The 24,063-nt window shown below is 71.1% G+C and carries 22 protein-coding genes; 11 read left to right on the top strand and 11 right to left on the bottom strand.

The window, feature by feature from the left end; all coding sequences use genetic code 11:
- Positions 1 to 49: 49 nt before the first annotated feature.
- Positions 50 to 514: a hypothetical protein gene (locus AB0E07_RS01615; RefSeq protein WP_362245212.1), complete on the bottom strand. Its 465-nt coding sequence runs from the start codon at positions 512 to 514 to the stop codon at positions 50 to 52.
- A gap of 527 nt (positions 515 to 1,041) precedes the next feature.
- Here AB0E07_RS01615 and AB0E07_RS01610 point away from each other — a divergent pair.
- Together AB0E07_RS01610 and AB0E07_RS01605 are read left to right on the top strand one after the other, a co-directional pair.
- Positions 1,042 to 2,928, top strand: a complete 1,887-nt coding sequence (locus AB0E07_RS01610) for a DUF2075 domain-containing protein (RefSeq protein WP_362245210.1) — start codon at positions 1,042 to 1,044, stop codon at positions 2,926 to 2,928.
- Between the two features lie 225 nt (positions 2,929 to 3,153).
- Positions 3,154 to 4,158: a hypothetical protein gene (locus tag AB0E07_RS01605; RefSeq protein WP_362245208.1), complete on the top strand. Its 1,005-nt coding sequence runs from the start codon at positions 3,154 to 3,156 to the stop codon at positions 4,156 to 4,158.
- Positions 4,159 to 4,171: 13 nt separating this feature from the next.
- Here AB0E07_RS01605 and AB0E07_RS01600 read toward each other — a convergent pair whose 3' ends face one another.
- Entirely contained in the window at positions 4,172 to 5,428 is a 1,257-nt protein-coding gene (locus AB0E07_RS01600) for a PE-PGRS family protein (RefSeq protein ID WP_362245206.1), read from the bottom strand.
- Positions 5,421 to 7,523, bottom strand: a complete 2,103-nt coding sequence (locus tag AB0E07_RS01595; protein ID WP_362245204.1) for an AAA family ATPase — start codon at positions 7,521 to 7,523, stop codon at positions 5,421 to 5,423. The genes AB0E07_RS01600 and AB0E07_RS01595 overlap by 8 nt, the downstream gene beginning before the upstream one ends.
- A gap of 424 nt (positions 7,524 to 7,947) precedes the next feature.
- Between AB0E07_RS01595 and AB0E07_RS01590 the strand changes: the two genes are divergently transcribed.
- Together AB0E07_RS01590 and AB0E07_RS01585 are read left to right on the top strand one after the other, a co-directional pair.
- The gene (locus AB0E07_RS01590; protein WP_362245202.1) at positions 7,948 to 8,838 is read left to right on the top strand and encodes a helix-turn-helix transcriptional regulator; all 891 of its coding nucleotides are present in this window, start codon (positions 7,948 to 7,950) and stop codon (positions 8,836 to 8,838) included.
- Entirely contained in the window at positions 8,835 to 9,023 is a 189-nt protein-coding gene (locus AB0E07_RS01585) for a DUF397 domain-containing protein (protein WP_362245200.1), read from the top strand. Before AB0E07_RS01590 ends, AB0E07_RS01585 begins: the two co-directional genes overlap by 4 nt.
- 222 nt (positions 9,024 to 9,245) lie before the next feature.
- Here AB0E07_RS01585 and AB0E07_RS01580 read toward each other — a convergent pair whose 3' ends face one another.
- Complete coding sequence (locus tag AB0E07_RS01580; RefSeq protein WP_362245198.1) at positions 9,246 to 9,605, bottom strand: MazG-like family protein; 360 nt, start codon at positions 9,603 to 9,605, stop codon at positions 9,246 to 9,248.
- Between the two features lie 37 nt (positions 9,606 to 9,642).
- A complete protein-coding gene (locus AB0E07_RS01575) occupies positions 9,643 to 10,200 on the bottom strand; it encodes a DoxX family membrane protein (protein WP_362245196.1) in 558 nt (185 codons plus the stop codon).
- 134 nt (positions 10,201 to 10,334) lie between these two features.
- Between AB0E07_RS01575 and AB0E07_RS01570 the strand changes: the two genes are divergently transcribed.
- Positions 10,335 to 10,664, top strand: coding sequence for a nuclear transport factor 2 family protein (locus AB0E07_RS01570; protein ID WP_362245194.1), 330 nt, complete (start codon positions 10,335 to 10,337; stop codon positions 10,662 to 10,664).
- An 86-nt stretch (positions 10,665 to 10,750) separates the two neighbouring features.
- On the opposite strand, the gene AB0E07_RS01565 is transcribed toward AB0E07_RS01570, so the two are convergent.
- The 3 genes from AB0E07_RS01565 to AB0E07_RS01555 all read right to left on the bottom strand — a co-directional run bounded on the left by AB0E07_RS01565 (position 10,751) and on the right by AB0E07_RS01555 (position 14,155).
- On the bottom strand, positions 10,751 to 11,437 hold the full coding sequence (locus tag AB0E07_RS01565; protein WP_362245192.1) for an ABC transporter ATP-binding protein: 687 nt from the start codon (positions 11,435 to 11,437) through the stop codon (positions 10,751 to 10,753).
- Between the two features lie 29 nt (positions 11,438 to 11,466).
- On the bottom strand, positions 11,467 to 12,951 hold the full coding sequence (locus AB0E07_RS01560) for an ABC transporter permease (protein ID WP_362245190.1): 1,485 nt from the start codon (positions 12,949 to 12,951) through the stop codon (positions 11,467 to 11,469).
- A gap of 436 nt (positions 12,952 to 13,387) precedes the next feature.
- Positions 13,388 to 14,155, bottom strand: a complete 768-nt coding sequence (locus AB0E07_RS01555; RefSeq protein ID WP_362245188.1) for an SDR family oxidoreductase — start codon at positions 14,153 to 14,155, stop codon at positions 13,388 to 13,390.
- 135 nt (positions 14,156 to 14,290) lie between these two features.
- Between AB0E07_RS01555 and AB0E07_RS01550 the strand changes: the two genes are divergently transcribed.
- Entirely contained in the window at positions 14,291 to 15,931 is a 1,641-nt protein-coding gene (locus AB0E07_RS01550; protein WP_362245186.1) for an alkaline phosphatase D family protein, read from the top strand.
- Between the two features lie 133 nt (positions 15,932 to 16,064).
- On the opposite strand, the gene AB0E07_RS01545 is transcribed toward AB0E07_RS01550, so the two are convergent.
- Positions 16,065 to 17,072, bottom strand: coding sequence for a Gfo/Idh/MocA family oxidoreductase (locus AB0E07_RS01545; RefSeq protein ID WP_362245184.1), 1,008 nt, complete (start codon positions 17,070 to 17,072; stop codon positions 16,065 to 16,067).
- Between the two features lie 87 nt (positions 17,073 to 17,159).
- Here AB0E07_RS01545 and AB0E07_RS01540 point away from each other — a divergent pair, with 87 nt between their 5' ends.
- From AB0E07_RS01540 to AB0E07_RS01530, 3 genes are all read left to right on the top strand, one after another.
- Entirely contained in the window at positions 17,160 to 18,464 is a 1,305-nt protein-coding gene (locus AB0E07_RS01540; RefSeq protein ID WP_362245182.1) for a multidrug effflux MFS transporter, read from the top strand.
- Entirely contained in the window at positions 18,416 to 19,591 is a 1,176-nt protein-coding gene (locus tag AB0E07_RS01535) for a serine hydrolase domain-containing protein (protein WP_362245180.1), read from the top strand. The genes AB0E07_RS01540 and AB0E07_RS01535 overlap by 49 nt, the downstream gene beginning before the upstream one ends.
- Before the next feature lie 306 nt (positions 19,592 to 19,897).
- Positions 19,898 to 20,896 carry a small ribosomal subunit Rsm22 family protein gene (locus tag AB0E07_RS01530; RefSeq protein ID WP_362245178.1) on the top strand — a complete coding sequence of 333 codons (999 nt, stop codon included), beginning with the start codon at positions 19,898 to 19,900 and terminating at the stop codon, positions 20,894 to 20,896.
- 22 nt (positions 20,897 to 20,918) lie between these two features.
- On the opposite strand, the gene AB0E07_RS01525 is transcribed toward AB0E07_RS01530, so the two are convergent.
- A complete protein-coding gene (locus AB0E07_RS01525) occupies positions 20,919 to 21,119 on the bottom strand; it encodes a DUF6243 family protein (protein ID WP_362245176.1) in 201 nt (66 codons plus the stop codon).
- A 122-nt stretch (positions 21,120 to 21,241) separates the two neighbouring features.
- On the opposite strand from AB0E07_RS01525, the gene AB0E07_RS01520 reads away from it, so the two are divergent.
- Together AB0E07_RS01520 and AB0E07_RS01515 are read left to right on the top strand one after the other, a co-directional pair.
- Positions 21,242 to 21,856, top strand: coding sequence for a TetR/AcrR family transcriptional regulator (locus tag AB0E07_RS01520; protein ID WP_362245174.1), 615 nt, complete (start codon positions 21,242 to 21,244; stop codon positions 21,854 to 21,856).
- Positions 21,857 to 22,061: 205 nt separating this feature from the next.
- Positions 22,062 to 22,793, top strand: a complete 732-nt coding sequence (locus tag AB0E07_RS01515) for a bifunctional DNA primase/polymerase (protein ID WP_362245741.1) — start codon at positions 22,062 to 22,064, stop codon at positions 22,791 to 22,793.
- A 156-nt stretch (positions 22,794 to 22,949) separates the two neighbouring features.
- On the opposite strand, the gene AB0E07_RS01510 is transcribed toward AB0E07_RS01515, so the two are convergent.
- Positions 22,950 to 23,945, bottom strand: a complete 996-nt coding sequence (locus AB0E07_RS01510) for a hypothetical protein (RefSeq protein WP_362245172.1) — start codon at positions 23,943 to 23,945, stop codon at positions 22,950 to 22,952.
- Positions 23,946 to 24,063: the final 118 nt, after the last annotated feature.

The raw sequence follows: 24,063 nt of genomic DNA, 5'->3' as shown, positions 1-24,063 counted from the left end.
CAGACTGCCGCTTACCTTTCAACGTCGTGCTGCCGCAGCTCCAGGCACCTCAGCCATTGAACAAGAGCCGCCCGTGCCTTCGGCAGCTAAATCCTCTGCAAACCACTCGTCCACGAAGCCGGTCCTCGCCGTCCGCTGTACGACGATGACCAGATATGCGCAGATCGGTCTCGCGAGGCCGGGACACGTCGGCAGGCGACGAGTCGACCTCAACGGCCGCCTCCCGGCCCACAATCCGATTCAGCAGGCGCGGCGACGCCACCGACTGCTGCACCTCGTCGGCGATCGATTCGAGATCGGCCAGTTCTGCTGCTACCTCTTCCCCGGCTTCCTGGGCGAGTGGTTGCCGCAGGCGTTCCCCGGCAACCTCGCCGTGTGCACCGGCTTCATCGAACACGCAGTCGCAGGCGTTCAGTCCGGTGAATGCCCGCTCCATCGTGGCGATCGAGGCTCTCAGCATGCCCGCTGTGTCCTCGCCGAAGATGAAGATTGCGCAACACCAGGCGATGACCATGACCAGGTTCCAGCGCTGATCGTGGCCCGAACTGTACGCCGACGAGGGCCTGCACTGTACTCAGTGAGGCCTTGGACGCTGCGGACCGACTGCCCACAGGCGACAAAGCTCTGCTGTACGGTCTGGTGCCGGGGCAGGGACTTGCTGCTACGGGGGAGATGGGACGCATCCGCGCTTGCGTAGCCGCCAAAGTAGCCACGCTGGTGGACGTTACGGCCATCTGTGCACGTCATAGCCCTGCGACGGCTCTCCCCGGCGTACAGCCCGACTCGTCTGCCGCTCACGGCGGTGTACTGCGACGCCGGGCCCGAGTTCGACTCGGGCTCCGGATTCCGCATCGAGGTCGGCTCCGAGAGCCGTGCCGATCCCCGGCGACAATGCCGTTCACCCGTACGACCGCCGGTACCGCCGGGTACCCTCGGACACGTCGTCAACGCGGCCCGACGGGCTTCCGCTCCACTCCGGTGGAGTCTCGAAGGACATGCCCCCACCCGCACGAGTCCTTTCGTGCTGCCTGGGGGAATTCCTTGCTGTTCCGCGCGTCCGCGAAAACGGTCGCCGTCATGGCACTCGACGGTTCGCTGTTCCTGCACCTCACTGACAACTTCGTCCACATGCGCGGCTATCGGCCCGGCACCTCGGAGGCACGTTCCTGGGAACGCAGCATTCCCGTGCTGGCCGCGGCGCTCAACGACGCCGGCCTGGGCGACGTGGAGGTCATGCTGGAGTACGCGCTCCCGCTGAACAGCAAGCGCGCTGACGCCGTCCTGGCGGGAGTGCACCCGGGCACCGGTGAGCCGTCGTACGTCGTGATGGAGCTGAAGCAGTGGAGCCAGGCGTTGCCCCACGAGGACGACCCCACCCTGTGTCATGTCGACGCCTATGCTCACCCGGTCCTCAACCCCATTGAGCAGGTCCGGCGTTACCGCGACTACCTCGTCAACTTCAACGGGGCGGTGGCCGAACAGGGACACCGTGTGGCCGGAGTGGCGTATCTGCACAACGCCACCGAGTTCGGTGTGACCGGCCTGCGTGAGATCGAGCGCGACGGCCGCGGACTGCTTTTCACCGCGGAACGCCGAGGGGCCTTCACCGATCACCTTCGTACGCTGCTGAGCGACAGGCATACCGGGGCCCAGGCGGCCGACGAACTCCTCGCGGGCGCCACGGTGCCGTCGAAGCAGCTCATGTCCGTGGCCGCCGAAGAGGTGCGTGAACGAACGCAGTTCGTCCTCCTCGACGAGCAGCAGGTCGCGTACCGGATGGTGCTCAACGCGGTGGAGAAGGCGAAGCACGCCGATCGCAAGGAGGTCGTCATCGTCACGGGCGGCCCCGGCACCGGCAAGAGCGTCATCGCTCTCCAACTGCTGGGTGAGCTCTACCGGCGCGGGGTGCCCGCACTGCACGCCACCGGCTCACAGTCGTTCACGAAGACGATGAGGAAGGTCGCCGGAGCCCGCAAGCGGGAAGTCCAGGACCTGTTCAAGTACTTCAACAGCTTCATGACCGCCGAGAAGAACAGTCTGGGTGCCCTGATCTGCGACGAGGCTCACCGTATCCGGGAGACTTCGGCCAACCGCTACACGCGCGCCGAGAACCGCACGGGCAGGGCGCAGATCGACGAACTCATCGATGTCGCCCACGTGCCCGTGTTCTTCCTCGACGAGCACCAAGTGGTACGCCCCGGCGAGATGGGCACGGTGTCCGACATCAAGGCGGCAGCGGCCACCCGAGGCATCCCTTGTCACGTCGTCCCGCTGGACAGCCAGTTCCGCTGCGGGGGCAGTGACGCGTACCTGCGCTGGGTCGTACGGCTCCTCGGGCTCCAGACCGGCGGTCCGGTGGTTTGGGAACCCGACGACCGCATGCAACTGCTGGTCGCCGACAGCCCGCAGGAGATGGAGGCGTTTCTGGAAGCCCGCCGGGCCCAGGGCTACGGCGCACGCATGTCCGCAGGCTACTGCTGGCGCTGGTCTCCGGAACCCAAGCCCGGCGACCCGCTGCCTCCCGACGTCGTCATCGGAGACTGGGCCCGCCCCTGGAACCTGCGCGGCGACCGCTCCGTGTCCGGTGCGCCCCCGGCTGCCCTGTGGGCCACCGACCCGGCGGGCTTCGGCCAGGTCGGCTGCGTCTACACCGCCCAGGGCTTCGAGTACGACTGGTCCGGCGTCATCGTCGGCCCTGACCTGCTCTGGCGAGGCGACCGTTGGGTTACGGACCGCACGGCGTCCAAGGACCCCGTCTTCAAGAAGTCCACCCCGGACGCCGACGTGGACCGCCTGATCCGCAACACCTACAAGGTGCTGCTGACGCGGGGCATGGTCGGCACGGTCGTGTACTCGACGGACTCGGAGACACTGGGGAAGCTGCGGGAACTCGCGGGAGCGCCGACGCGCAGACTGGCAGCGACCTGATTGCGGCATCCAGCGCCGGAATAGCGATCGAACCCTGGGGCGGACCGGGCAGGCCGTGAACCCTTCCAACGCCGCGGCACAACCCTGTGGGCCACTTGTGGGTCTCCCTATTGATCACGTCGTGATCGGAGCTACGAGGAGACCATCATCAACGCTGTACGCAAGACCCTGACCGCCACCGCCGTCGTCGGCGCCGTTCTCGCGGGAGCCGCTGCCTGCGGGACCGTGGAGCAGTTGTCCGCCGGCCAGAAGCTCGACCGGGCCTTCGACAAGCTCGGTGAGAAGAACACCGTCTCCTTCGAGCTCGACCTGGACACGGACGCCGCGTCGCTGAAGGCGCTGGACGCCTCGTCCGACCCCGCGCCCGGTGACGAGATGCCGGACGAGATCGCCGAGATGTTCAGCAGCGCGAAGATCACCATGACGGTGCACTCGAAGAAGCCGCTGGAGAAGTCCGGGGAGAAGGACCTCGTCGGCATGGCCATGAAGGTCAGCACCTCGGACGGTGACCTCGTCGAGTACCGCCTGATCGGCGACGACGTCTACCTCCGTGCCGACATGGACGTCATGGGCGAGGCGATGGGCGCTCCCCTTCCCGACGCCGACGAACTGCCCGCGGAGGCGGGGGCGTTCAAGGACGTCATCGAAGGCAAGTGGGTGAAGTTCAACGTCAAGGAGATGGAGGAGGCCGCCGAGGAGGGGCAGGTGGGCGAGCCGGCTCCTGAGCCGTCTCTCGACGCCAAGCAGCAGAAGAAGCTCGTGAACGCCCTCCGCAAGGTCATGGCCCGTGAGGTGGAGTTCAAGACGTCCGACGGCGAGGACGGCACCGAGCACGTCACCGCGACGGCCCCCTTCCGCACGCTGATGACCGAGCTGCTGGGGGAGGTCGAGCCCCTGCTGAAGGACCTGCCGATGGGCGCGCCGATCCCGACGGAGAAGGACCTGAAGGACGCCCCCAACGCCAAGGTGACCGCCGACTTCACGCTCAAGAACGGCGAACTGGCCCAGGTGGACCTGGACCTCGCCAAGCTGACCGAGAACGCCAAGGTGAAGAAGCTCGGCCTGACCCTGCGCGTGGTCGAGGGCAAGAAGCCGACCGCTCCGGCCGGCGCGACAAAGCTCGACATGGGCGAGCTCATGACGGGGCTGCTCGGCGGGTCGATGATGGGCGACGCCGAGTTCGAGACGAGCGGGCTCGACGACCCGGAGTTCACGCTCGACGAGTTCTGATCGCGCGGCACGGTCAACGAGCGCTCCAGGCAGGCAGCTTCCCCATCCGGGCGGCTGCCTCCTGGGGCGTCACCTCGGTGTCGACGCCGATGACGTGGACGCTTCCCAGCGTTCCGCGCGGTCCGTCGATCCGCAGGACCCGGTGCGCCATGCCGCCGGGACTTGGGTGGACGATCACGGCACGTGGATCGGCGCCCGACGCGTATCCGGCGCCGTAGGTGAGGAGTTGGTGGACATCGGCGGCTCCGACGCCGTGCCGGTCGTAGCGCTTGTACTTGGCGTCGATCGGCAGCAGCGCGCGCGGGGCGGACTCCCGGCCGGGGAGGCCGAGCAGGACATCCGGCCGGAAGGCCGAGGCGTTGCCGAGGTCGCCCCGCACGGTGATGCCGGTCGCGCCGCCACCGGAGACGGCGTGCCCGCCCAGCGGTGCGGTGGCGTCCACGGCGAGGCGCCGTACGACGGCCTCCCAGAGAGCCGGCATGGGGAGCAGGAGGCCGTCCGCGGTGGTACCGCGGTCGGCGAGGAGGTCGGTCACGCCTCCGCCGCGCAGGACCAGCCGGGCCCAGGTGTGGGCCGCGCGGTAGCGGGTGTTCAGCGGTGTGTACCGGGTGCGGTCCAGGGCGCGCAGGGCGGCTTCGGAGGTGGCGGCCCGCGGGAACGCGCCCGCGACCGAGGCGAGGTCGCGGACCAGGTCCGGTTGTGTGGCCAGGCGCTGGGCGGCCCGCAGCGCGGTTCCCAGGACCCGGTTGTCCCACACGTCCGTCTCCCGGTCGAAGGTGCGGACGTACAACTGGTCCAACTGCCCGTAGCGGCGGGACACCTGGGCGTTGAAGTCCAGGCGCCCCCGCAGGACCGGTTCCACGCTGTCGCGTCGTACGTAGTCCCGGCGCAGCCCTTCCCGTACCAGTTGTTCGCACCGCTCCAGCAGGGCGGCGGCCACGAGGTCGGCGTAGCCCTCCGGGCCGGTGGCCCACCGTCGTGCTGTCGCCGGGAGCGGGGCGGGCGCGCCGAGAGCGTAGGACAGCCAGCTCATCAGCCGGTCGCCCCGGACGGCGAACTTGGGCACGATGACCAGCCGGACGCGGTCGAGTACGAGGACGCCCACGGTGGCGTCGGCCTTGAGCCTCCATCCGGACGGGGCCTCGTCCAGGGTCAGGCGGCCACTCGCCTGGAGGGAGCGGAGCCGCTCGACGTCCCGCGCGGTGAGCTGCTCGGCTCCCAGCCGTACGGTTCCGTACTCCGCGAGCCGGATCTCCGCGCGGTCAGGCATCGGGGCCGGGCGCGCCGGTGGTGAACTCGGTGGCGAGGGCGGCGGCGAGGTCCTGCGGTGACATCAGCGCGGGACGTCCGGTGTCCGCGTCGACGAGGCCGCCGAGAATGCGGTGCAACAGGTCGGCGCGGCCGAGGCAGTAGTCCTCCAGGAGCGGGATCACCTCATGGTGGAAGGCGGCCGCCAGGTCCGCGTCGGTGGCGAGCGGTTCGCCGTCCCGGAGCAGGTAGGCGTGCCCTATCTGATGGTCGGCGTCCAGGTGCCGGGAGATCCGGGTGTTGAGGGACTCGAAGAACTGCGCCAGGTCCAGGGGGCCGACCGTGCCGGACAGCGCGTCGGGGTCCGGGCCGACCGGGAGGAAGGCGAAGCGGCGGCGAATGGCGGCGTCCAGGTGACTGATGCTGCGGTCCGCCGTGTTCATGGTGCCGATGATCCGCACGTTCGGAGGCACGGAGAAGGTGCGCCTGCTGACCGACAGCGCGAGCGGCAGATCCCGTTTGTCGAGTTCGAGCAGCGTGATCAACTCACCGAAGATCCGGGGCAGATCACCCCGGTTGATCTCGTCGATGATCAGCAGGAACGTCTCGTTCGGGCGCTCGGCCGCCCGGGTGCACAGGCTGTGGAACACGCCGTCCACGAGGGAGAGGGTCAGCCCTGTGCCCTGGGCGCTCAGATCGGGCTTGAAGCCCTCCACGAAGTCCTCGTAGCCGTAGGACGGATGGAAGGTCACCATCTGGACGCGGCCGGAGCGCAGCATCTCGGCCTGGGCGGTGGCTCGTTGGTCCGACGCCGAGTTCAGGGCGTCCGGACGTCCCGCGAGGGCGAGGGCGGTGCCGAGCGCGAGCCGGGTCTTGCCCGTGCCGGGGGGCCCGTGCAGGATCACCTGCCCCTTGCGCTCCAGCGCCTCCAGCACACCCGCGACGTCCTCCGGCAGAGTGACCGGCTCGTCGGCGTGGGGCGGGTGGTGCTCCGCGCCCGGTTCGCCGGGGCTCGTGGTGAGCCGGGCGAAGAACGCCGGCGGCACCTTGGCGAAGGTGGACCGCCAGCCGGGCTGGGGCTCGGACAGCCGGCGTCCGTGGGAGACGTCCCAGGACACCGGTACGACGTGCCGGTACTCCGCGTGGTCGGCCTCGAAGCGGTAGTTTCCGGAGACGGTACCGGTGGCCAGCACCTCGTCCGTACCGCGGTTGGCCACGATCCGGTCGCCCGCCTCCAGGTCGCGGAAGGCCAGCAGGCGTCGGGCGAGCGTCAGACTGCCCCCGCTGCTCCGGGGCCAGATCGCGTCGAGGGCGTTCTTCAGTTCGGTGTCGCTCTGGAACTGGCCGAGGTCACCGAGCTGGTCCCAGCCGACCCGGATCTCCTCCCTGTCCCGGCACTCGTCCCACAGACGGCCTCGTTCACCGGGAGCGATCTTCCAGATGCTGCGCTGCTGGGTACGGGGGTTGAAGTTGTCGTACAGGAAGCGCATGACCTGGCGCCTGCTCCAGCCCTCGAACTCCGGGCGGGTGCGGACGAGTTCGAGGAGCCGTCGGTTGGTGTGCCAGGACGACGCGCCGGCCTTCGCCGTTCCGCCCAGCAGGGCGACGAACGTGCGCAGGTGCTCGGCCGCGTAGATGGGCAGGAAGTGGTCGGGGAAGTAGGTCGCGAGGGACTTCGTCACCAGCGTCGGGCCGAACCGGAGCGCCTCCAGGTCGTCCACGGCCTCGAAGTCGCCCGCGGCCACGGCCTCGAAGGCCCGCACGAACTGTCCGCGCAGTTCCTCCCACGCCTCCTGAGGCTCCATCCCGCGCAGCGGGGCGGCGACCCGCCACTCGCCGGAGTTGTGGTGGTACATGATGTGCTTCGCGGCGCTGCCGCCCTTGATGCTGCCGAGGTGCGGGGTGCCGAACTCCATCAGTCGGCAGTACGTCGAGGCGCTCCCGGAGGGTGCGGCCTGTCCCAGGGCGTAGCGCGACAGGGGCAGTGACGGCCATTCCTCCAGGGGGAACTGCGTGAGCACCTGCTTGCGTTCGTCCTCGGCGGCCGCCTCGGCTTCCGGCGCGTTGGATCGGTCATAGGTCGCCACTGCCTCGCGCAGGGCCGCTTCGTCCGCCATGAAGGTCATGATGCCGGATCAGCGGCAGGCCGGCCGGAGTCACTCGTGCCGCTGTCTCCAACTGGCGTCGTCGTCACGACGACTTCCCCGCGCAGGCGGGGGCGGTGTGAACAGCCCCCTCTACGCTCAACCAGCTGATCGCCGGCCTGGCGGAGGTGGCCGGGGGCCAGAAGTGGTGTGGAGCCGTCCGGACGGCTCGCTCGTGGTCGCCGCAGTAGGGGGCGTTGTGGGCCGGGGAGTCCATCTGGAGGGACTCCAGGGCTGGACGACGGTGAAGGGCTGACCGCCACGGCTGCCCGCACATCCCGTACGCGGAGTAAGCGTACGGGGGCGGAGAGTGGACAGTACGCGGCGCGGGCCGTCACGCTGAGTGGCGGGTGCGGTGCGGCGTACGGAGCCGTCCGGGTGCGGAGAGAGGCGGCGCATGGACATCGTCGGAGTCGAGGACGGCAGGGCCGAGGGCGCGGGCGGGCGGGTGGGTGGTTCCGCGGGGGAGTGGGAACGGGAACCCCACCCGTCAGACAGCCTCCGTACGTTCGGGGCGGTCGTCCAGGCGTTACGCGAGCACGCCGGCCTGAGCCGGGGGGACCTCGCCGTGGTCGTCCAGTACTCCAAACACACGGTGGAGTCGGTGGAGTTGGGCCGCCGCATGCCCGACACGACGTTCGTGGAGCGCGCGGAGGCTGCCCTCGGCAACACCGGTGCGCTGCGGAGGGCGGCCCGCCATCTGACCCGGGGCGAGGCGGGCCTCGCGGCCTGGTTCCGCCGGTGGGCCCGGCTGGAGCGGGAGGCGGTGAGCCTGTGCACGTACGAGTGCCGTTTGGTGCCGGGGCTGTTGCAGTCGGAGGCGTACGCGCGGGCGGTGTTCGACAACAGCATCCCGCTGCTGACCGATCAACAGACGGAAGCACAGCTCACGGCGCGAATGGAGCGGCAGAGGATGCTGTCGGAACGGCCGACTGTGCCGTTCAGCTTCATCGTGGAGGAGTCTGTTCTCCGGCGGCGGCTGGGCGGTACGGAGGTGCAGGCGAGCATGCTGGACCACGTGCTCGCCCTTACTGCGCCGCGCAATGTGACGCTTCAAGTGGTGCCGGTGGATGTGGAGTTTCACGGCTGTCTGGACGGGCCGGTCCAATTGCTGGAAACGCAGGACGGGCGACGGCTCGGGTACTCGGAAGGACAGCAGAACGGACGCTTGATCTCCGACGTGAAAGAGGTGAGCCTGCTCTGCCGTCGCTATGAAACACTGCGCTCGCAGGCCCTGAACCCCCAAGATTCCAGGGATCTGTTGGAGCGACTGCGAGGAGAGCTATGAGCAGCGGTACGACGGGCCTCGCCTGGTTCAAGTCCAGCTACAGCGGCACCCAGGGCGACAGCTGCGTGGAGATCGCTATCGCCGAACAGGTCGTCCACGTGCGGGACTCCAAGGACGTGACGCGTCCGGCGTTCGCTGTCGGGCGGGCCGAGTGGGACCCGTTCGTGCGCTTCGTGGCCCGTTGAGAAGGGTCCGGCGGCACACGGCCTGGGTGTCGCCCGGCGGCCCGCCTTCGCGGAACGGGCCGCCGCCCATCGCGTGACGTTCGCTCAAGCTTGCTCGTGGCGTTCCCCTTTAGGGCGAAGTCCTTGCGCGAGACGGTCACTTCACGGACCGAGAGCCTCGCGATGAACGAGGTGATCACCGGCTGAGGGCGAGGGGGCGAGGACCTCGGCACCACCACGAACCTACGCCCCGTCTCCCAGCGACCGTTGCCGGACCCGGTTCAGGTGGTGGGTGAAGACCTCGCCCGGTTCCGGGGTCAGGGTGCGCAGGGCGACCAGGGCCGTGATCGCCACGTCGCAGAGTTCCGCCCGGACGTCGTCCCAGGTGTGGGTCGTGCCCTTGCGCGGGTTGCGGCCCGTGGCGCCGATCACCGCCTCCGCGACCTCGCCTACCTCCTCCGACAGCTTCAGTACGCGGACCAGGAGGGTGTCCGCGCTGTCGGGGGCGCGGTTCGACTCCAGCCAGGTCCAGAGGTCGTCGATGCCCGTCCAGAGGTCGGCAGGGGGAGCGGGGGGAGTGGCCGGGTCCGGCGTACGCGTCATGCGCGCAGCCTTTCACCGGCCACTGACACGGACCCCGTCAGCCGGTGAACTTCTCCTCGAACAGGGCCCCCTGCTCGCCCTCCCGTTCCTCCCTGAGGCGCTTGTTGCGCATGCCCACGACCACCGCCGTGCCGGCCGCCGTCGCCGCGAGGGCCATGGGGACCATCCAGCCCCGGTCGACGACGTGGCCGAGCGCGTGGTCGAGGGAGAGCCGGCCGGGGCCCGCGATCGCCAGGCCCGTCGCGGCCAGGCCCAGGGTCGCCGCGTACTCGTAGCCGCCGCCCGTGTTGAAGAAGCCGTTCGGGGTGTGCACCGCGGCCGCGCCCGCCATCGCCCCGGCCGCCGCCGCGCCCGCCGCCGGAGTGGCGAGCCCCAGCGCCAGCAGGGTGCCGCCGCCCGCCTCGGCCAGGCCCGCCAGCCTCGCGTTGGCCTGGCCGGGCCGGTAGCCGACGGACTCCATGAACTGTCCGGTGCCCTCGATGCCTCCACCGCCGAACCAGCCGAACAGCTTCTGCGCGCCGTGCGCGGCCAGGACGCCGCCGGCACCCAGCCGGAGCAGGAGCAGGCCCAGATCACGTCGGTCGTAAGCGCTCACGATGTCTCCCGGAACAGGCAGCAGGTACGCGGTCCCCTCCCGCTGTCCAACCGTCCACCTCCGCCGCCGACCCGGCCCGTCCGGGCCAGCCGTTCGGGTGGCGGGGTGGCGGGAGCGGTGTGAGTCTGGCGGGCATGACGATCCAACCGAAGAACCTCAGCGACCCGGTCGTCCGGGACTTCGTGACCGCCGTCAACGCGCACGACCGCGATGCCTTCGTGGCCCTGCTCACGCCGGACGCGACCATGGCGGACGACGGCTCCGACCGCGACCTGGACGACTGGATCGACCGGGAGATCTTCTCCTCCAACGGTCATATGGAGGTCGACCGGGAGTCCGACGGGGGCCACGCCCTCATCGCCCGCTACCGCAACGACACCTGGGGCGAGATGCGGACCCGCTGGCGCTTCGAGGTCGACGACAGCGTCGGCAAGATCCGCCGGTTCGAGACCGGTCAGGCGTAGCAGGCGTACGAGACCGGTCGTAGGCAGAAACAGGAAGGGCCCGGTAGGTACCTCCACAGGTACCGACCGGGCCCCTTCCGGTCGCGTCAGTACGCCACCTGCTGTTCCGTCAGCGTGATCTGTCCCGACCTGATCGTCGCCAGGCGCGGTGCCCGGCGGGCGATCGACGAGTCGTGGGTGACCATGACGAACGTCAGCCCGTGCTCCCGCCACAGCCCTTCCAGCAGGGCCATGATGTCGTCCCGGGTGCCCTCGTCGAGGTTGCCGGTGGGTTCGTCGGCGAGCAGCACCTTCGGGCGCTTGACCAGCGCGCGGGCGATGGCGACGCGCTGCTGCTGGCCGCCGGACATCTCCGAGGGCACGTGCGTCAGGCGTTCGCCGAGGCCGACCGAGCGCAGGGCCTCGGCCGCCCGCTCGCGCCGCTCGGCGGGCTTCACGCCGAGCGGGACCAGGGCCGTCTCGACGTTCTCCTGGGCGGTCAGCGTGGGGATCAGGTTGAACGCCTGGAAGATGATGCCGATGTTCTCGGCGCGTACCCGGGTCAGCTTGGCCTCGCTGACCTTCGCCAGGTCGACGCCGTCGAGTTCGACGCTTCCCTCGGAGGGGCGGTCCAGGCCGCCGATCATCTGGAGCAGCGTCGACTTGCCGCCGCCGGTGGGGCCCTGGATGACGAGCTGGTCGCCGTCGGCGATGGTCAGGTCGACACCGCGCAGCGCCTCCACCGTCTCCTTGCCGCGCGTGTAGCGCTTGGTGACGCCGGTGAGCTTGTACATGGGTTCTTCTCCGAAATCTCGGTGAGGGGTCAGGAGACGCTGCGCAGCGCGTCCGCGGGGCGCATCCGGGAGGCGCGCCAGCCGCCCATGGCGCCGGCGATCAGGCCGCCGGCCACCGCGAGGCCGACCGCGAGGGCGATGGTGGTGACGGAGACCGGCGCCGACAGGGCGATCTCCATGGTGTTGGCGGTGGACTGCTGGCCCGGGCCGCCGCCCATGCCGCCACCGCCGCCGCCGGGGCCGCCGCCCATGCCGCCCCCGCCGCCGGAGGAGCCGAGCTGCGCGGTCAGCTTGGGGCTGATCGCGGTGACGGTGTAGGCCGCCGCGAGGCCGAGGGCGATACCGAGACCGCCGCCGATCAGGCCGTTGACCATCGACTCACCGACCACCTGCCGGGTCACCCGGCGGCTCGGCCAGCCGAGCGCCTTGAGGGTGCCGAACTCGCGCACCCGGCGCGACACGGCGGAGGAGGTGAGCAGCGCGGCGACCAGGAAGGCGGCGGCGAGCACCGCGATCGACAGCCACTTGCCGACGCTGGTGGCGAGGTCGGAGGCGGTGGACAGCGAGCCGGACACGGTCTCCGCGAGGTCGGCGGAGGTCGTCACGGTCGTACCGGAGATGTTCTTCTGGATCGCCGACTTCACGGCGTCGATCTGCTGGGAGTCGGTCGCCTTGACGTAGATCGTGGTGACCTGGTTCTTCGCGTCGCCGAGGGTCTGCGCCTGCTTCAGCGGCAGGTAGACGTCGGTCGTGGAGTCGCTGCTCTCCGGGGTGGCGATGCCGATGACCGTGTACTTGGTGCCGGAGATCTTGAACTTCTCGCCGACCTTGTACTCGTTCTCCTTGGCGTACGACTTGCTGAGCACCACCACCTTCGCGTTGGCCTGCGCGGTGGTGAAGGTCTTGCCGGAGGTGATCTCGGAGCCGGCCAGCGGGCCGAGGTCCTGGTTGGTGACGTCCACGCCGGCTACGGAGTAGGAGTTGACGTCGAAGGAGGCGCCGCCGCCCTGGACCTGCGGCTGGCCGGTGGAGCCGGCACCGCCGCCGGGGCCGCCCTGGGACTGGCCCTGGTCCTGGGACTGGGCCTCGCCCTGGGTGAAGGAGCCGTCGACCTTGGTGACGTTCAGGGTGAGGGCGCCGACCGCGTCGGCGACGCCGTTCTGCGCCGCGACCTTCTCGACGAGCGCGGCCTTCAGTGCCTCGCCGCCCTGGGTCATGACCCGGTCCGAACTCTGCTCGGCGTCCTCGTCGGAGCCGGCGTCGAACTCGAACCTGGGACCGCCGGAGGTTCCGCCCGAGGCGTTGTCCGTCGGCGCCGAGCGGGCCTTGGTGACCGTCATGTCGGTACCGAGGCCGTAGAGGCTCTCAAGTACCTTGTCCTGCGCCTTCTGCATGCCCGCCGACACGGAGCTGACCGTGATGACGAGCGCGATTCCGAGCGCCAGACCCAGGGCGACCACCAGAGCCGCCTTCTTGCGCCGGCTCAGCTCGCGCTTGAGATAGATGCCAAACATCCCGTTCCTCGAGGTTCTTGGCGCCCGCTGTGGGCGCGGCCTCAAGCTAGGGACGAAACGTTGCGTGGCCGTGAGTAAGGGTTATGTACGACCTGAGAAGGAATGTGAGCGAGCTGAGAATCCGCCCGCCGGCCCGCCGGCCCGCCGTGGGCCTTCGGTCCCGCCGACCTCCGGTCTGTGCGGCAGCCGCTCACGGCGCGGAGCGCACCCCGCGGTCCCGCGCGGGGTCCACCCCCAACCCGCGCCGTGAACGGCTGCCGTCTCCCCCCTCGGTGTGGTCGGCGGAAGGCCATCCTTCCAACTGTGAAGCTCTTGTGTAGGTGATTTGAGCATATGGCTCCGACCGGCCGCAATGGAGCGGACGGTTAAATTCCGTATGTGTAGGTTGTGGAGTCAACCGCTTGAGGGGCGGCGCCCGTTGCCGCCCGGGGCGGGCTCAGCCGCGGCCCACGTACGGCATCGCCGTCGCCAGTACTGTCGCGAACTGCACGTTCGCCTCCAGCGGCAGCTCCGCCATGTGCCGGACCGTGCGCGCGACATCGGCCACGTCCATCACGGGCTCGGGTGCGATCTCGCCGTTGGCCTGGAGCGCGCCGGTCTGCATCCGGGCGGTCATGTCGGTCGCCGCGTTGCCGATGTCGATCTGTCCCACCGCGATGCCGTAGGGCCGGCCGTCCAGGGACAGTGACTTGGTCAGTCCCGTCAGCGCGTGCTTGGTCGCCGTGTAGGCGACGGAGTGCGGGCGGGGGGTGTGGGCGGAGATCGAGCCGTTGTTGATGATCCGGCCGCCCCGCGGATCCTGCCCCTTCATCTGCCGGAACGCGGCCTGCGCGCACAGGAACGCGCCGTTGAGGTTGGTGTCCACCACGTGCCGCCAGGCCTCGTAGGGGAGTTCCTCCACCGGGACCCCGCCCGGACCGAACGTCCCCGCGTTGTTGAACAGCAGGTCGACCCGCCCGAACCGGTCCACCGTCGCCGCGAACAGCGCCGCCACCTGCTCGGGGTGTGAGACGTCTGTACGGATCGTGAGACCCGCCCCCTCGGGTGCCTGTGCCGCGGTCTCCTCCAGGGTCTCGGTGCGGCGGCCCGCCAGCGCCACCGACCAGCCCGCGCGCAGCAGCTCCACGGCGACCGCGCGTCCGATGCCGGAGCCCGCACCCGTCACCACGGCGGTCCTCGGTCCCTCAGTTCGCATGGTGTTCATGGGCCCGCAGCGTACGGGAGGGTCCGGCATCCGGAACTCATCAGTCCGTCATGCGAATGTTGTGTACGCGCCAATCGAGGGTCGTCCCCGGCCACTCCAATGCCTGAGGCAATCACCTCGCCTGGGGAGAACCGGATGACACTCGACGCACGCCAGTCCCAGCACGCGCCCGAACTCCGCGCCACCGCACGGCACTTGAACCGGCGCCGCTTCCTCACCGTCGGCGGTGCCGCGGCCGCGCTCGCCTTCGCGGTGAACCTGCCGGCCGCCGGTACGGCCGCGGCCGCCGAACTCGACCCCGCCCGGATCACCGCCGACCCCTTCACCCTCGGAGTGGCCTCCGGCGACCCGAAACCCGGCTCCGTCCTGCTCTGGACGCGCCTGGCGCCCACCCCGTACCAGGCGGACGGCGGACTGCCCGCCGAGCGGATCCCCGTCCGCTGGGAGGTGGCGCTGGACGAGCGCTTCCGCCGGGTCGTCAGACGCGGCGAGACCACCGCGCACCCCGAGTTCCACCACACCGTGCACGTCGAGGTCGACCACCTCGCCCCCGGGCACGAGTACTACTACCGCTTCCGCGCGGGCCGTTGGACCAGCCCCGCCGGCCGCACCCGCACCGCGCCCCACGAGCACGCCCGCGGCGGCGCCCTCACCTTCGCGCTCGCCTCCTGCCAGCGCTACGACCAGGGCTACTGGACCGCGTACCGGCACCTGGCCGAGGACGACGTGGACGTCGTCCTGCACCTCGGCGACTACCTCTACGAGTACGCCGTCACCTCCGTCGGCGGCGCCCGCGCCTACCCCGCCGGCACCCTCCCCGACCTCTTCAACCGCGAGACGACGACGCTGGAGGACTACCGGCTGCGGTACGCCCTCTACAAGACCGACCCCGACCTCAGGGCGGCCCACGCCGCGCACCCCTTCGTCGTCACCTGGGACGACCACGAGACCGAGAACAACTACGCGGGCGACACCCCCGAGAACACCGTCCCGCCGGAGGAGTTCCTGCTCCGCCGGGCCGCCGCCTACCGCGCCTACTGGGAGAACATGCCGCTGCGCCGCCCGCAGCTGCCCAGCGGCCCCGACCTCCAGCTCTACCGGCGCCTGCACTGGGGCCGGCTCGCCCAGTTCGACGTCCTCGACACCCGCCAGTACCGCTCCAACCAGGCGTACGGCGACGGCTGGCAGTTCTCCGGACCCGAGTCGGAGGACCCGGGCCGCACGCTCACCGGGGACGCCCAGGAGCGCTGGCTGCTCGACGGCTGGCGCCGGTCGGACGCGGTGTGGAACGTCGTGCCGCAGCAGGTCACCTTCTCCCGCCGCTACAACTCCACCACCCTGCCCTCCCGGGTCTCCATGGACTCCTGGGACGGCTACCCGGCCTCCCGCGAGCGGGTGCTGGCGGGCGCCGAGGCCGCCGGGATCCGCAACCTGATGGTGCTCACCGGCGACGTGCACGTGTCCTACGGCTTCGACATCAAGCGGGACTTCGACGACCCGGAGTCGCGGACGCTGGGGACCGAGATCGTCACGACCTCGGTCAGCAGTGGCGGCAACGGCTCCGAGAAGCCGTCGAACTGGGCCACCTACCTCGCCGCCAACCCGCACCTGAGGTTCTACAACGGGCAGCGCGGCTACGCGACGGTGGCCCTCGACCGGGAGCGGGCGCGGATCGACTACAAGACCGTGCCGTACGTGACGACGCAGGGCGCCGCCCTCACCACGTACGCGTCCTTCGTCACCGAGGTCGGCGACCAGGGGCTCAAGCCGGCGTGACGGCCTGAGCCGGCCCGGCCCCGGCGGTCCGGGCGGCTGCGGTCTCCGCCCCTGCGGTCCGGGCGGCTGCGGTCCGGGTCCCTGCCGTCTCGGTCCCTGCGGTCCGGGTCCCTGGGGTCCGGGTCCCTGCCGTTCAGGCCCCGGCGGTCTCCGCGGGGTAGCGGACGCCGACGCGGTCCCGGATCGTGTCGAGCGTCCGCATCACGGCGAGGGTGCCGTCCAGCGGGACCAGCGGGGACTCCTGCTCGCCGGCCCGCAAGGCGCGCATCACCTCCACCGCCTCGTGGCGCATGGTGTTGCGGGGGCCGTCGGCCGGGTCGGCGGTGACCGTCTCGGGGTCCCGGCCGTCCCGGTGCAGGACGAAGTGGTCGGGGAAGAAGAAGCCGAACGGGATGTCGATCCGGCCCCGCGAGCCGGTGATCGACGCCGAGTTCGCCGTACCGCCGACGATGGAGCAGTGCACCGAGGCGAGAGCACCGCTCTCCCAGGAGAGCAGCGCACCCGTCTGGAGATCGACGCCCTCGTCGGAGAGCACCGCTCTCGCGGCGATGTCCGAGGGCTCCCCGAGCACCAGGTGCGCGAACGACACCGGGTACACACCGAGGTCGAGCAGCGCGCCCCCGCCCTGCTGCGGATCGCGCAGCCGGTGCGCGGGCGGGAAGGGGCCCGCGAGACCGAAGTCCGCCTGCACCGTGCGCACCTCACCGATCGCCCCGTCGTCGACCAGGGCCTTGATCCGGCGCACCAGCGGATTGCAGTACATCCACATCGCCTCCATCAGGAAGCTCCCGCGCTTCCTGGCGAGGCCGACCAGTTCCTCCGCCTCCCGCGCGTTCAGCGTGAACGCCTTCTCGCACAGCACGTTCCGCCCGGCCTCCAGACACAGACCGGCCGCCTCCCGGTGCGCCGAGTGCGGGGTGGCGACGTAGACGACATCGATGTCCCCGTCCGCCGCGAGCGAGGCCCAGTCGCCGTACGCCCGCCCGATGCCGAAGCGTTCCGCGAACGCGTCCGCCGACGCCTGCGAACGGGAGGCCACCGCCACGACCTCGGCGTCCGGCAGATCCACCAGATCGGCCGCGAACGTCGCCGCGATCCCTCCGGTCGCCAGGATTCCCCAGCGCACCTTCTGCTCCGTCATCCCGAACCCCACCCTTGCTCTAGCGACCCTCGGCACTGTGTTCGAGCTGAGAGCATAGGGGCCCTGAAGCGAGAAGAGGGAGGGCACATGCCCGACAGCGGGGCGTCCAGGACATCCCCACCGAACGACCGGCAGACGGCCGCGGCCATCACCGAACCGGCCGCCCGCACCCTGCGGCGCACCGGTCTGCTCGTCACGCTGATCCTCGGTGGCCTGACCGCCACACCACCGCTCGCGATGGACATGTACCTGCCCGCCCTGCCGCAGGTCACCGAGTCCCTGCACGCCCCCGCGGCCACCGTCCAGCTCACCCTGACCGCCTGTCTGGTCGGAATGGCCCTGGGGCAGCTGGTGGTCGGCCCGATGAGCGACCGCTGGGGCCGCAGACGCCCGCTGCTCACAGGCCTCGTGGTCTACGTCGTGGCGACCGCCCTGTGCGCGCTCGCCCCCACCGTCGAGACCCTCGTCGCCCTCCGCCTGGCGCAGGGACTCGCGGGCGCCGCCGGCATCGTCATCGCACGGGCCGTCGTCCGCGACCTCTACGACGGCGTGGAGATGGCCCGCTTCTTCTCCACCCTCATGCTGGTCTCCGGGGTCGCGCCGATCGTCGCGCCGCTGATCGGCGGGCAGATCCTTCGCGTGACCGACTGGCGGGGCGTGTTCGTCGTGCTGACGGTCGTCGGGGCGCTGCTGACCTGGGTGGTGTGGGCACTGCTCCCCGAGACGCTGGACCCGTCCGAACGGCACGCGGGCGGCGTGCGGCAGGCGCTGCACGCGATGCGCGGGCTGCTCGCCGACCGCGCCTTCTGCGGTTACATGCTGACCGGCGGCTTCACCTTCGCCGCGCTCTTCGCCTACATCGCCGCGTCACCGTTCGTCATCCAGGAGATCTACGGCGCGTCCCCGCAGACCTTCAGTCTCCTCTTCGGCCTCAACTCCGTCGGGCTGGTGGCGGTCGGCCAGATCAACGGCAAGGTCCTGGTCGGGCGGGTCAGCCTGGAGTCGGTGCTGGGGGCCGGCCTCGCCGTGGTCACGCTCGCGGCGGTCGCGCTGCTGCTGATGTCGACGGGGGTGTTCGGCGAGGTCGGCCTGGTGCCGGTCGCGGCCGCGCTGTTCGTCCTGATGGCGGCGATGAGCCTGGTCCTGCCCAACACCCAGACGCTCGCGCTGATGCGCACCCGGCAGGCCACCGGATCCGCGTCGGCGCTGCTCGGCACCACCTCCTTCCTGGTGGGCGCGGTGGCGTCCCCGCTGGTGGGTGTCGCCGGCGAGGACACGGCCGTCCCCATGGCCGTCGTCCAACTGGTGGCCGCGGTGGTGGCGGTGACCTGCTTCGTGGCAATGTGCCGTCCCTGGAAGCGACGCGCGAGCCTGGAGGGGGCGGACAGCTGAGCGCACCGAGACTGCGCGGCGAGACACCGGAGCGCGCCGGACTGGACCCCGAGGAACTCGGGCACCTGGTCCGTGAGGTCCACGACCTCACCACGGGCGAACGCCCCTGGGCGGCCGGCACGGTGGTGATGGCCGGCCGCGGCCCCTGCGTGGCCGTGGCGGAGGCGGCGGGCTGGGCCGTCCGCTACGCCTCCCACGACCCGGAGACGGACACCGGTGTGGAGCTGCCGCGCGCCGCGCGGGTGCCGATGACCGTCGAGACGCCCTTCGACCTGGCCTCGGTCACCAAACTGTTCACGGCCGTCGCCGCGGTCCAGCAGATCGAGCGGGGCACGCTCGGCATCGACGCGGAGGTCGGGGCGTACCTGCCGGACTTCCGCGCGGCGGCACGGCACCGGGTGACGGTACGGCAGCTGCTGACCCACACCTCGGGACTGCGGCCCGACCTCCCGCTCCACGACTACGACGACGACACGCAGCGGCTCGACCGGCTGCGGGCCGAGGTCCCGGTGGGCGTGCCCGGCACGTACTGCTACTCCGACCTCAACCCGCTGCTGCTCCAGCACGTCCTGGAACGCATCACCGGCCGCGGCCTGGACGTCCTGATCCGTGACGGCATCACCCGCCCGCTGGGCATGACGGCCACCCACTTCGGCCCCTGCCCCGGCGCGGCGGCCACGGAGGACCAGCGGCGGCCCTGGGCGAAGGCGGAGCGCGGGCTGCTGCGGGGCGTGGTCCACGACGAGAACGCCTGGGCGCTGGGGGGTGTGGCGGGCCACGCCGGTCTCTTCTCCACCGCCCGCGACCTCGCCGTGTTCTGCCGTGCCCTGCTCGCCGGGGGCTCCTACGGGCCGGCGCGCATCCTCGGCCCGGACTTCGTGGAGCTGCTGCTGACCCCGCCGGGGCTCGGCTTCGCCATGGACCAGGAGTGGTTCATGGGGGAGCTGGCGGGGCGCGGGGCGGCCGGGCACACGGGGTTCACCGGGACGATGCTGGTTCTGGACCGGGCCACCGACACCTTCCTGATCCTGCTCGCCAACACGGTGCACCCGCGTCGCCGGGCCCCGGACAGTGGGCCGCGCGCGGCGGCGGCCACGCGGGTGGCGCGAGCGGTACGGGAACGGTGACGACCGTGTTCGGGTGCGGCGGGGTGGGGGTTTGTCGCGCAGTTCCCCGCGCCCCCAAGGGGGCGATCGTGGGTCGGCTGCGGGTGCGTGGGGGCTTGGCGCGCAGTTCCCCGCGCCCCTGTCCAGCCTTCGGCTGGTCGCGCAGTTCCCCGTGCCCCTGGGGTGGGGACTGGCTCGGCATGCCCTGGCGGTACCCACTCAGGGGCGCGGGGAACTGCGCGACCAGCCCCCACTCGGCCGCACCCGAATCTGAACCCCCTAGAGGCGCGGTGATGGCGCGTGCTCGGTTGCGCCTACGATTGGCGGGTGTATGACCGCGTAACCTCGGCAGAGACCCTGCGCCGCGCCCTCGACGGGCTCCTCGACGGACTTCCGCCCCGACAGGCCGCCGCCGCGGTGGACCGGCTGATCGCCAACTACCGCGGCGCCACCCCGACCGACGCACCCATCCTCCGGGACCGCGCCGACGTCGCCGCCTACGCGGCCTACCGCATGCCCGCCACCTTCGAGGCGGTCCGCTCGGCGCTGGAGGCGTTCGCTGACGCCGCCCCCGAGTGGACGCCGACGAGCCAGGTCGACGTCGGCGGCGGCACCGGCGCCGCCACCTGGGCCGTGAGCGCCACCTGGCCCGGCCCGCGTCCGGTCACCGTGCTCGACTGGGCCGAGCCCGCCCTCGCCCTCGGCCGGGAGATCGCCGCCGCCAACCCCGATCTCGGGGACGTCCGCTGGCAGCACGCCCGGATCGGAGCGGCGCTCTCCGTCGAGAGCACCGATCTCGTCACCGTCTCCTACGTCCTCAACGAGCTGGCGGAGCCGGACCGCGCGACCCTCGTCGACACCGTGGCCGCCGCAGCTCAGGCCGTCGTCCTCGTCGAACCCGGCACCCCGGACGGCTACAGCCGGGTCATCGAGGCCCGGGAGCGGCTGATCGCGGCCGGTTTCCATGTCGCCGCGCCCTGCCCGCACAGCTCCGGGTGCCCCATCGTCCCCGGCACCGACTGGTGCCACTTCTCGGCGCGGGTCAGCCGTTCCTCCCTGCACCGCCAGGTGAAGGGCGGGTCTCTCGCCTACGAGGACGAGAAGTTCGCGTACGTCGCCGCCGCCCGCTTCCCCGTCGACCCGGCGCCCGCCCGGGTCGTCCGCAGGCCCCAGATCCGCAAGGGCCAGGTCCTGCTCGACCTCTGCGAGACCGCACCCGCCCTGGCGCGGACGACGGTCACCAAGCGCCACGGCGACCTGTACAAGGCCGCCCGCGACGCGGACTGGGGCGACACCTGGCCCCCGGCGCCGGAGCAGAACCCCTAGGCCGAGGACCGGACGGTGTGCGTCAGTCCTCCGCCGTCTCCGTTTCCGTGGCCGCCTCCCCGCGCTTCTCCTGAAGCCTGCGCAGCAGGTCCCGCTTCTGGGCCGCGGGGTCCTGCGGCCCGGCCGCGCGGGCGCCGCGGCCGCCGCCGCGCAGTGCGTCCCGGCCCAGGTTCCTGCGCGTGCCGCCCACGCCGAGCATGTTTCCGGCTCCGCCTCGTGACATCACCGGCTCCTTCCATGCGCTTGGCCCGCAAGGGCCCAGTAAGCCGAGACGTATCGTCTCGCTGCGAACTCTTCCAGAGTCCGGCGAGACGCTCCGTCTTGTCAACCTGGTAAATTCGACACATGGCCAAGAACCTCGCCCCCGACTCCGCCCGCCGCAGCGAGAAGTCCCGCCGCGCCATCTACGACGCCGCCCTCGCCCTCGTCGGCGAGGTCGGCTACCCCAGGACCACCATCGAGGGGATCGCCTCCCGCGCCGGTGTCGGCAAGCAGACGATCTACCGCTGGTGGTCCTCCAAGGCCGAGGTGCTGATGGAGGCCTTCCTCGACCTGGGGGAGCAGGCGAACCGGGACGCCGGGCACGAGCCGTACGCCATCCCCGACACCGGCGACCTCGCCGCCGACCTCAAGCTCGTGCTCCGTGCCACCGTCGACGAGCTGACCGACCCGCGCTTCGAGGTGCCCTCACGCGCCCTCGCCGCCGAGGGTGTCGTCAACGAGCAGCTCGGGCGGGAGTTCGTGACCAAACTCCTCGAACCCTCGCTCCAGCTCTACGTCGCGCGGCTGCGCGCCGCCCAGGAGGCCGGGCAGGTCCGCCCGGAGATCGATCCGCGCATCGCCCTGGAGCTGTTCGTCTCCCCGCTCGCGCAGCGCTGGCTCCAGTACACCGGGCCCATCTCCCACGAGTACACCGACACCCTCGTCGACTACGCACTCCACGGGATCGCGCCCCGCTGAGCCGTCCGCGCACTTCCGGAGGCCGCCGGTCCGCTCCACGTGACCCTGGCGACACCGTAGGCTCGTAAATCATGCCAAAGCATGCAATAGCACTCGATCCCTGGCTCGTCCCACGTACCCCTGTTGTCGGCTCCGGCCCCCCGGGGCGCAGGAAGGTGGGACGATGAGGCATGCTGTTTTGCACGACAGCGAGGCGAGGGGACAGATGAGCGCGGCGTTCGGCGACCGAGGTCCACAGGGCAAAATCTCCCGCTGGCTGCGCGGCCGCCGCCCCCAGCAGACCGCCGACGACGGCGGTCGCGAGACCCTGTTGCTCGCCGCCGCCGAGGCGGGACTCCCGCTGGCCCCCGCCGCGCACCCCGCCCCCGGCTACCGCTGCTCCTGCGACCGGGTGGGCTGTCCCACCCCCGCCCAGCACCCCGTGTCCTTCGCCTGGCAGACGCAGTCCACCACCGACCGCGCCCAGATCGAGCGCTGGGCCCGCCATCAGCCGCAGGCCAACTTCATCACCGCCACCGGCATGGTCCACGACGTCCTCGACGTCCCTCTGGAGGCCGGCCGGGAAGCCCTCGAACGGCTCCTCGAAGCCGGGATCGAGGTCGGCCCGGTCGCCGAGCGCGACGACGGGCGCCTGCTCTTCTTCACCCTCACCCGCGGTACCCCCGAGGACGAGGACGAGTGGTGGCCCTGCGAGCTGGACTGCCACCCGGAGACCATGGACGAGCATCCGGGTCTGCGCTGGCACTGCCGTGGCTCGTACGTCCTCGTACCGCCCGCGCGGCTCTCCGGTGATGATCAGGGTGTGCGGTGGGTGCGCGGGCCCGAGCATCCGCTGCCGGATCCGTTGAGTCTGCTGGAGGTCCTCACGGACTCCTGTGCCCGGTATGCCGGCCAGGACGCGGATCATTCGCATGCGGCCTGGCCCCTGCGTCGCTGAGACCCGGGTTCGGTGCGGCTGGGTGGGGGCTGGTCGCGCAGTTCCCCGCGCCCCTGTCCAGCCTTCGGCTGGTTGCGCCGTTCCCCGCGCCCCTGTCCAGCCTTCGGCTGGTCGCGCCGTTCCCCGCGCCCCTGAGCAGCCTTCGGCTGGTCGGTGTTATTCGCCCTTCGCTCCCGTGAGGCCCTCGATTCGGCCCAGGATTGATACCGGGCCCGAGCCGCGGGGCGGGTTCAGTGCCACCTCGTTGGAGACGAACTCCATCGTCAGCGACTGCTTGATCTCGCCGGTCGTCAGCGCCGCCACGTTCTTGTTGGGCGTCGGGACCGAGGCACCCGGCGCTGCCGTCTGCTTCTGGAAGTGGTGCGTGGTGAAGAACACCACCGCCCCGCCGTCCGTCGTGCGCAGGGCGAGCGGCGCGTAGTCCCCCTCGGTCAGCGGCTCGTCGATGTACTGCGTCACCAGACCGGGCCGCTCCGCGCCCTTCTCCCGCTTCTCGCGCCATTCCGAGGTGTGGCTGCCGTCGGCGAAGGAAGCCCCGCCGCCCTTCAGGTAGTTGGCGTAGTCCCTGCTCAAGTTGGCCGGGCGCACGGCCAGTTCGGTGGAGTTCGCGTCCACCGCCTCGGCCCAGCCGTCCTTGTCCTTCTTGAACTCCGGCAGGTCGCCGGGGGAGACCAGCGTCAGATACGCGACCTCCCACGGCGCCTGAACGGCGTCCCGGGTGAACACCAGCAGCCAGCGTGACTCGCCGCCCCGGCTGCCCTTGGCGTCCGCCAGGAACCAGCGCGGCCAGCCCGGCTTCTTGGGGATGGTGAACTCGGCGTCGGTGAACGCCAGCGGCGTGTGGGCGGGGTTGCCGTCCGGATGGTTGGCGCGTCCCGCCTTCAGCCGCGCCTCGTCGATGTCGCCGAGGGCGCCGGTGACATGGTCGGCGTCGAGGGAACTGTCGTACGCCTCGTCCGCCGCGTTGTACGCCTCGGTGAACTCCGCCAGCGCCTCGGCGGCCTCGGCACGGGTGGCCGCGGGGATCAACTCCCGCTCCCCGTGCACCACCACGCATCCGCTCGCCGTCAACGACAAAGCGGTCACGGAGGCCGCTATCAGCACCCTCCGGTCAAGCCTGCGGAGCCTGTTCGGGCCGCGATCCGTACTCATCGGGTTCCTTCACCCTCCCCTTCCCGGAGGGGAACCCTACCGGGGCGCGGGACCGCACGAGTGCCGGGAGCGGCTACGGCGGCCACACCGTGACCTGGACCCGGCGACCGGCCCGGCA

It is taken from the genome of Streptomyces sp. NPDC048002 (genome assembly GCF_040653275.1).
Classification (GTDB): domain Bacteria; phylum Actinomycetota; class Actinomycetes; order Streptomycetales; family Streptomycetaceae; genus Streptomyces.
Note: the sequence above shows the minus strand (reverse complement) of the source record. Positions and strands in the feature narration are given on the sequence as shown.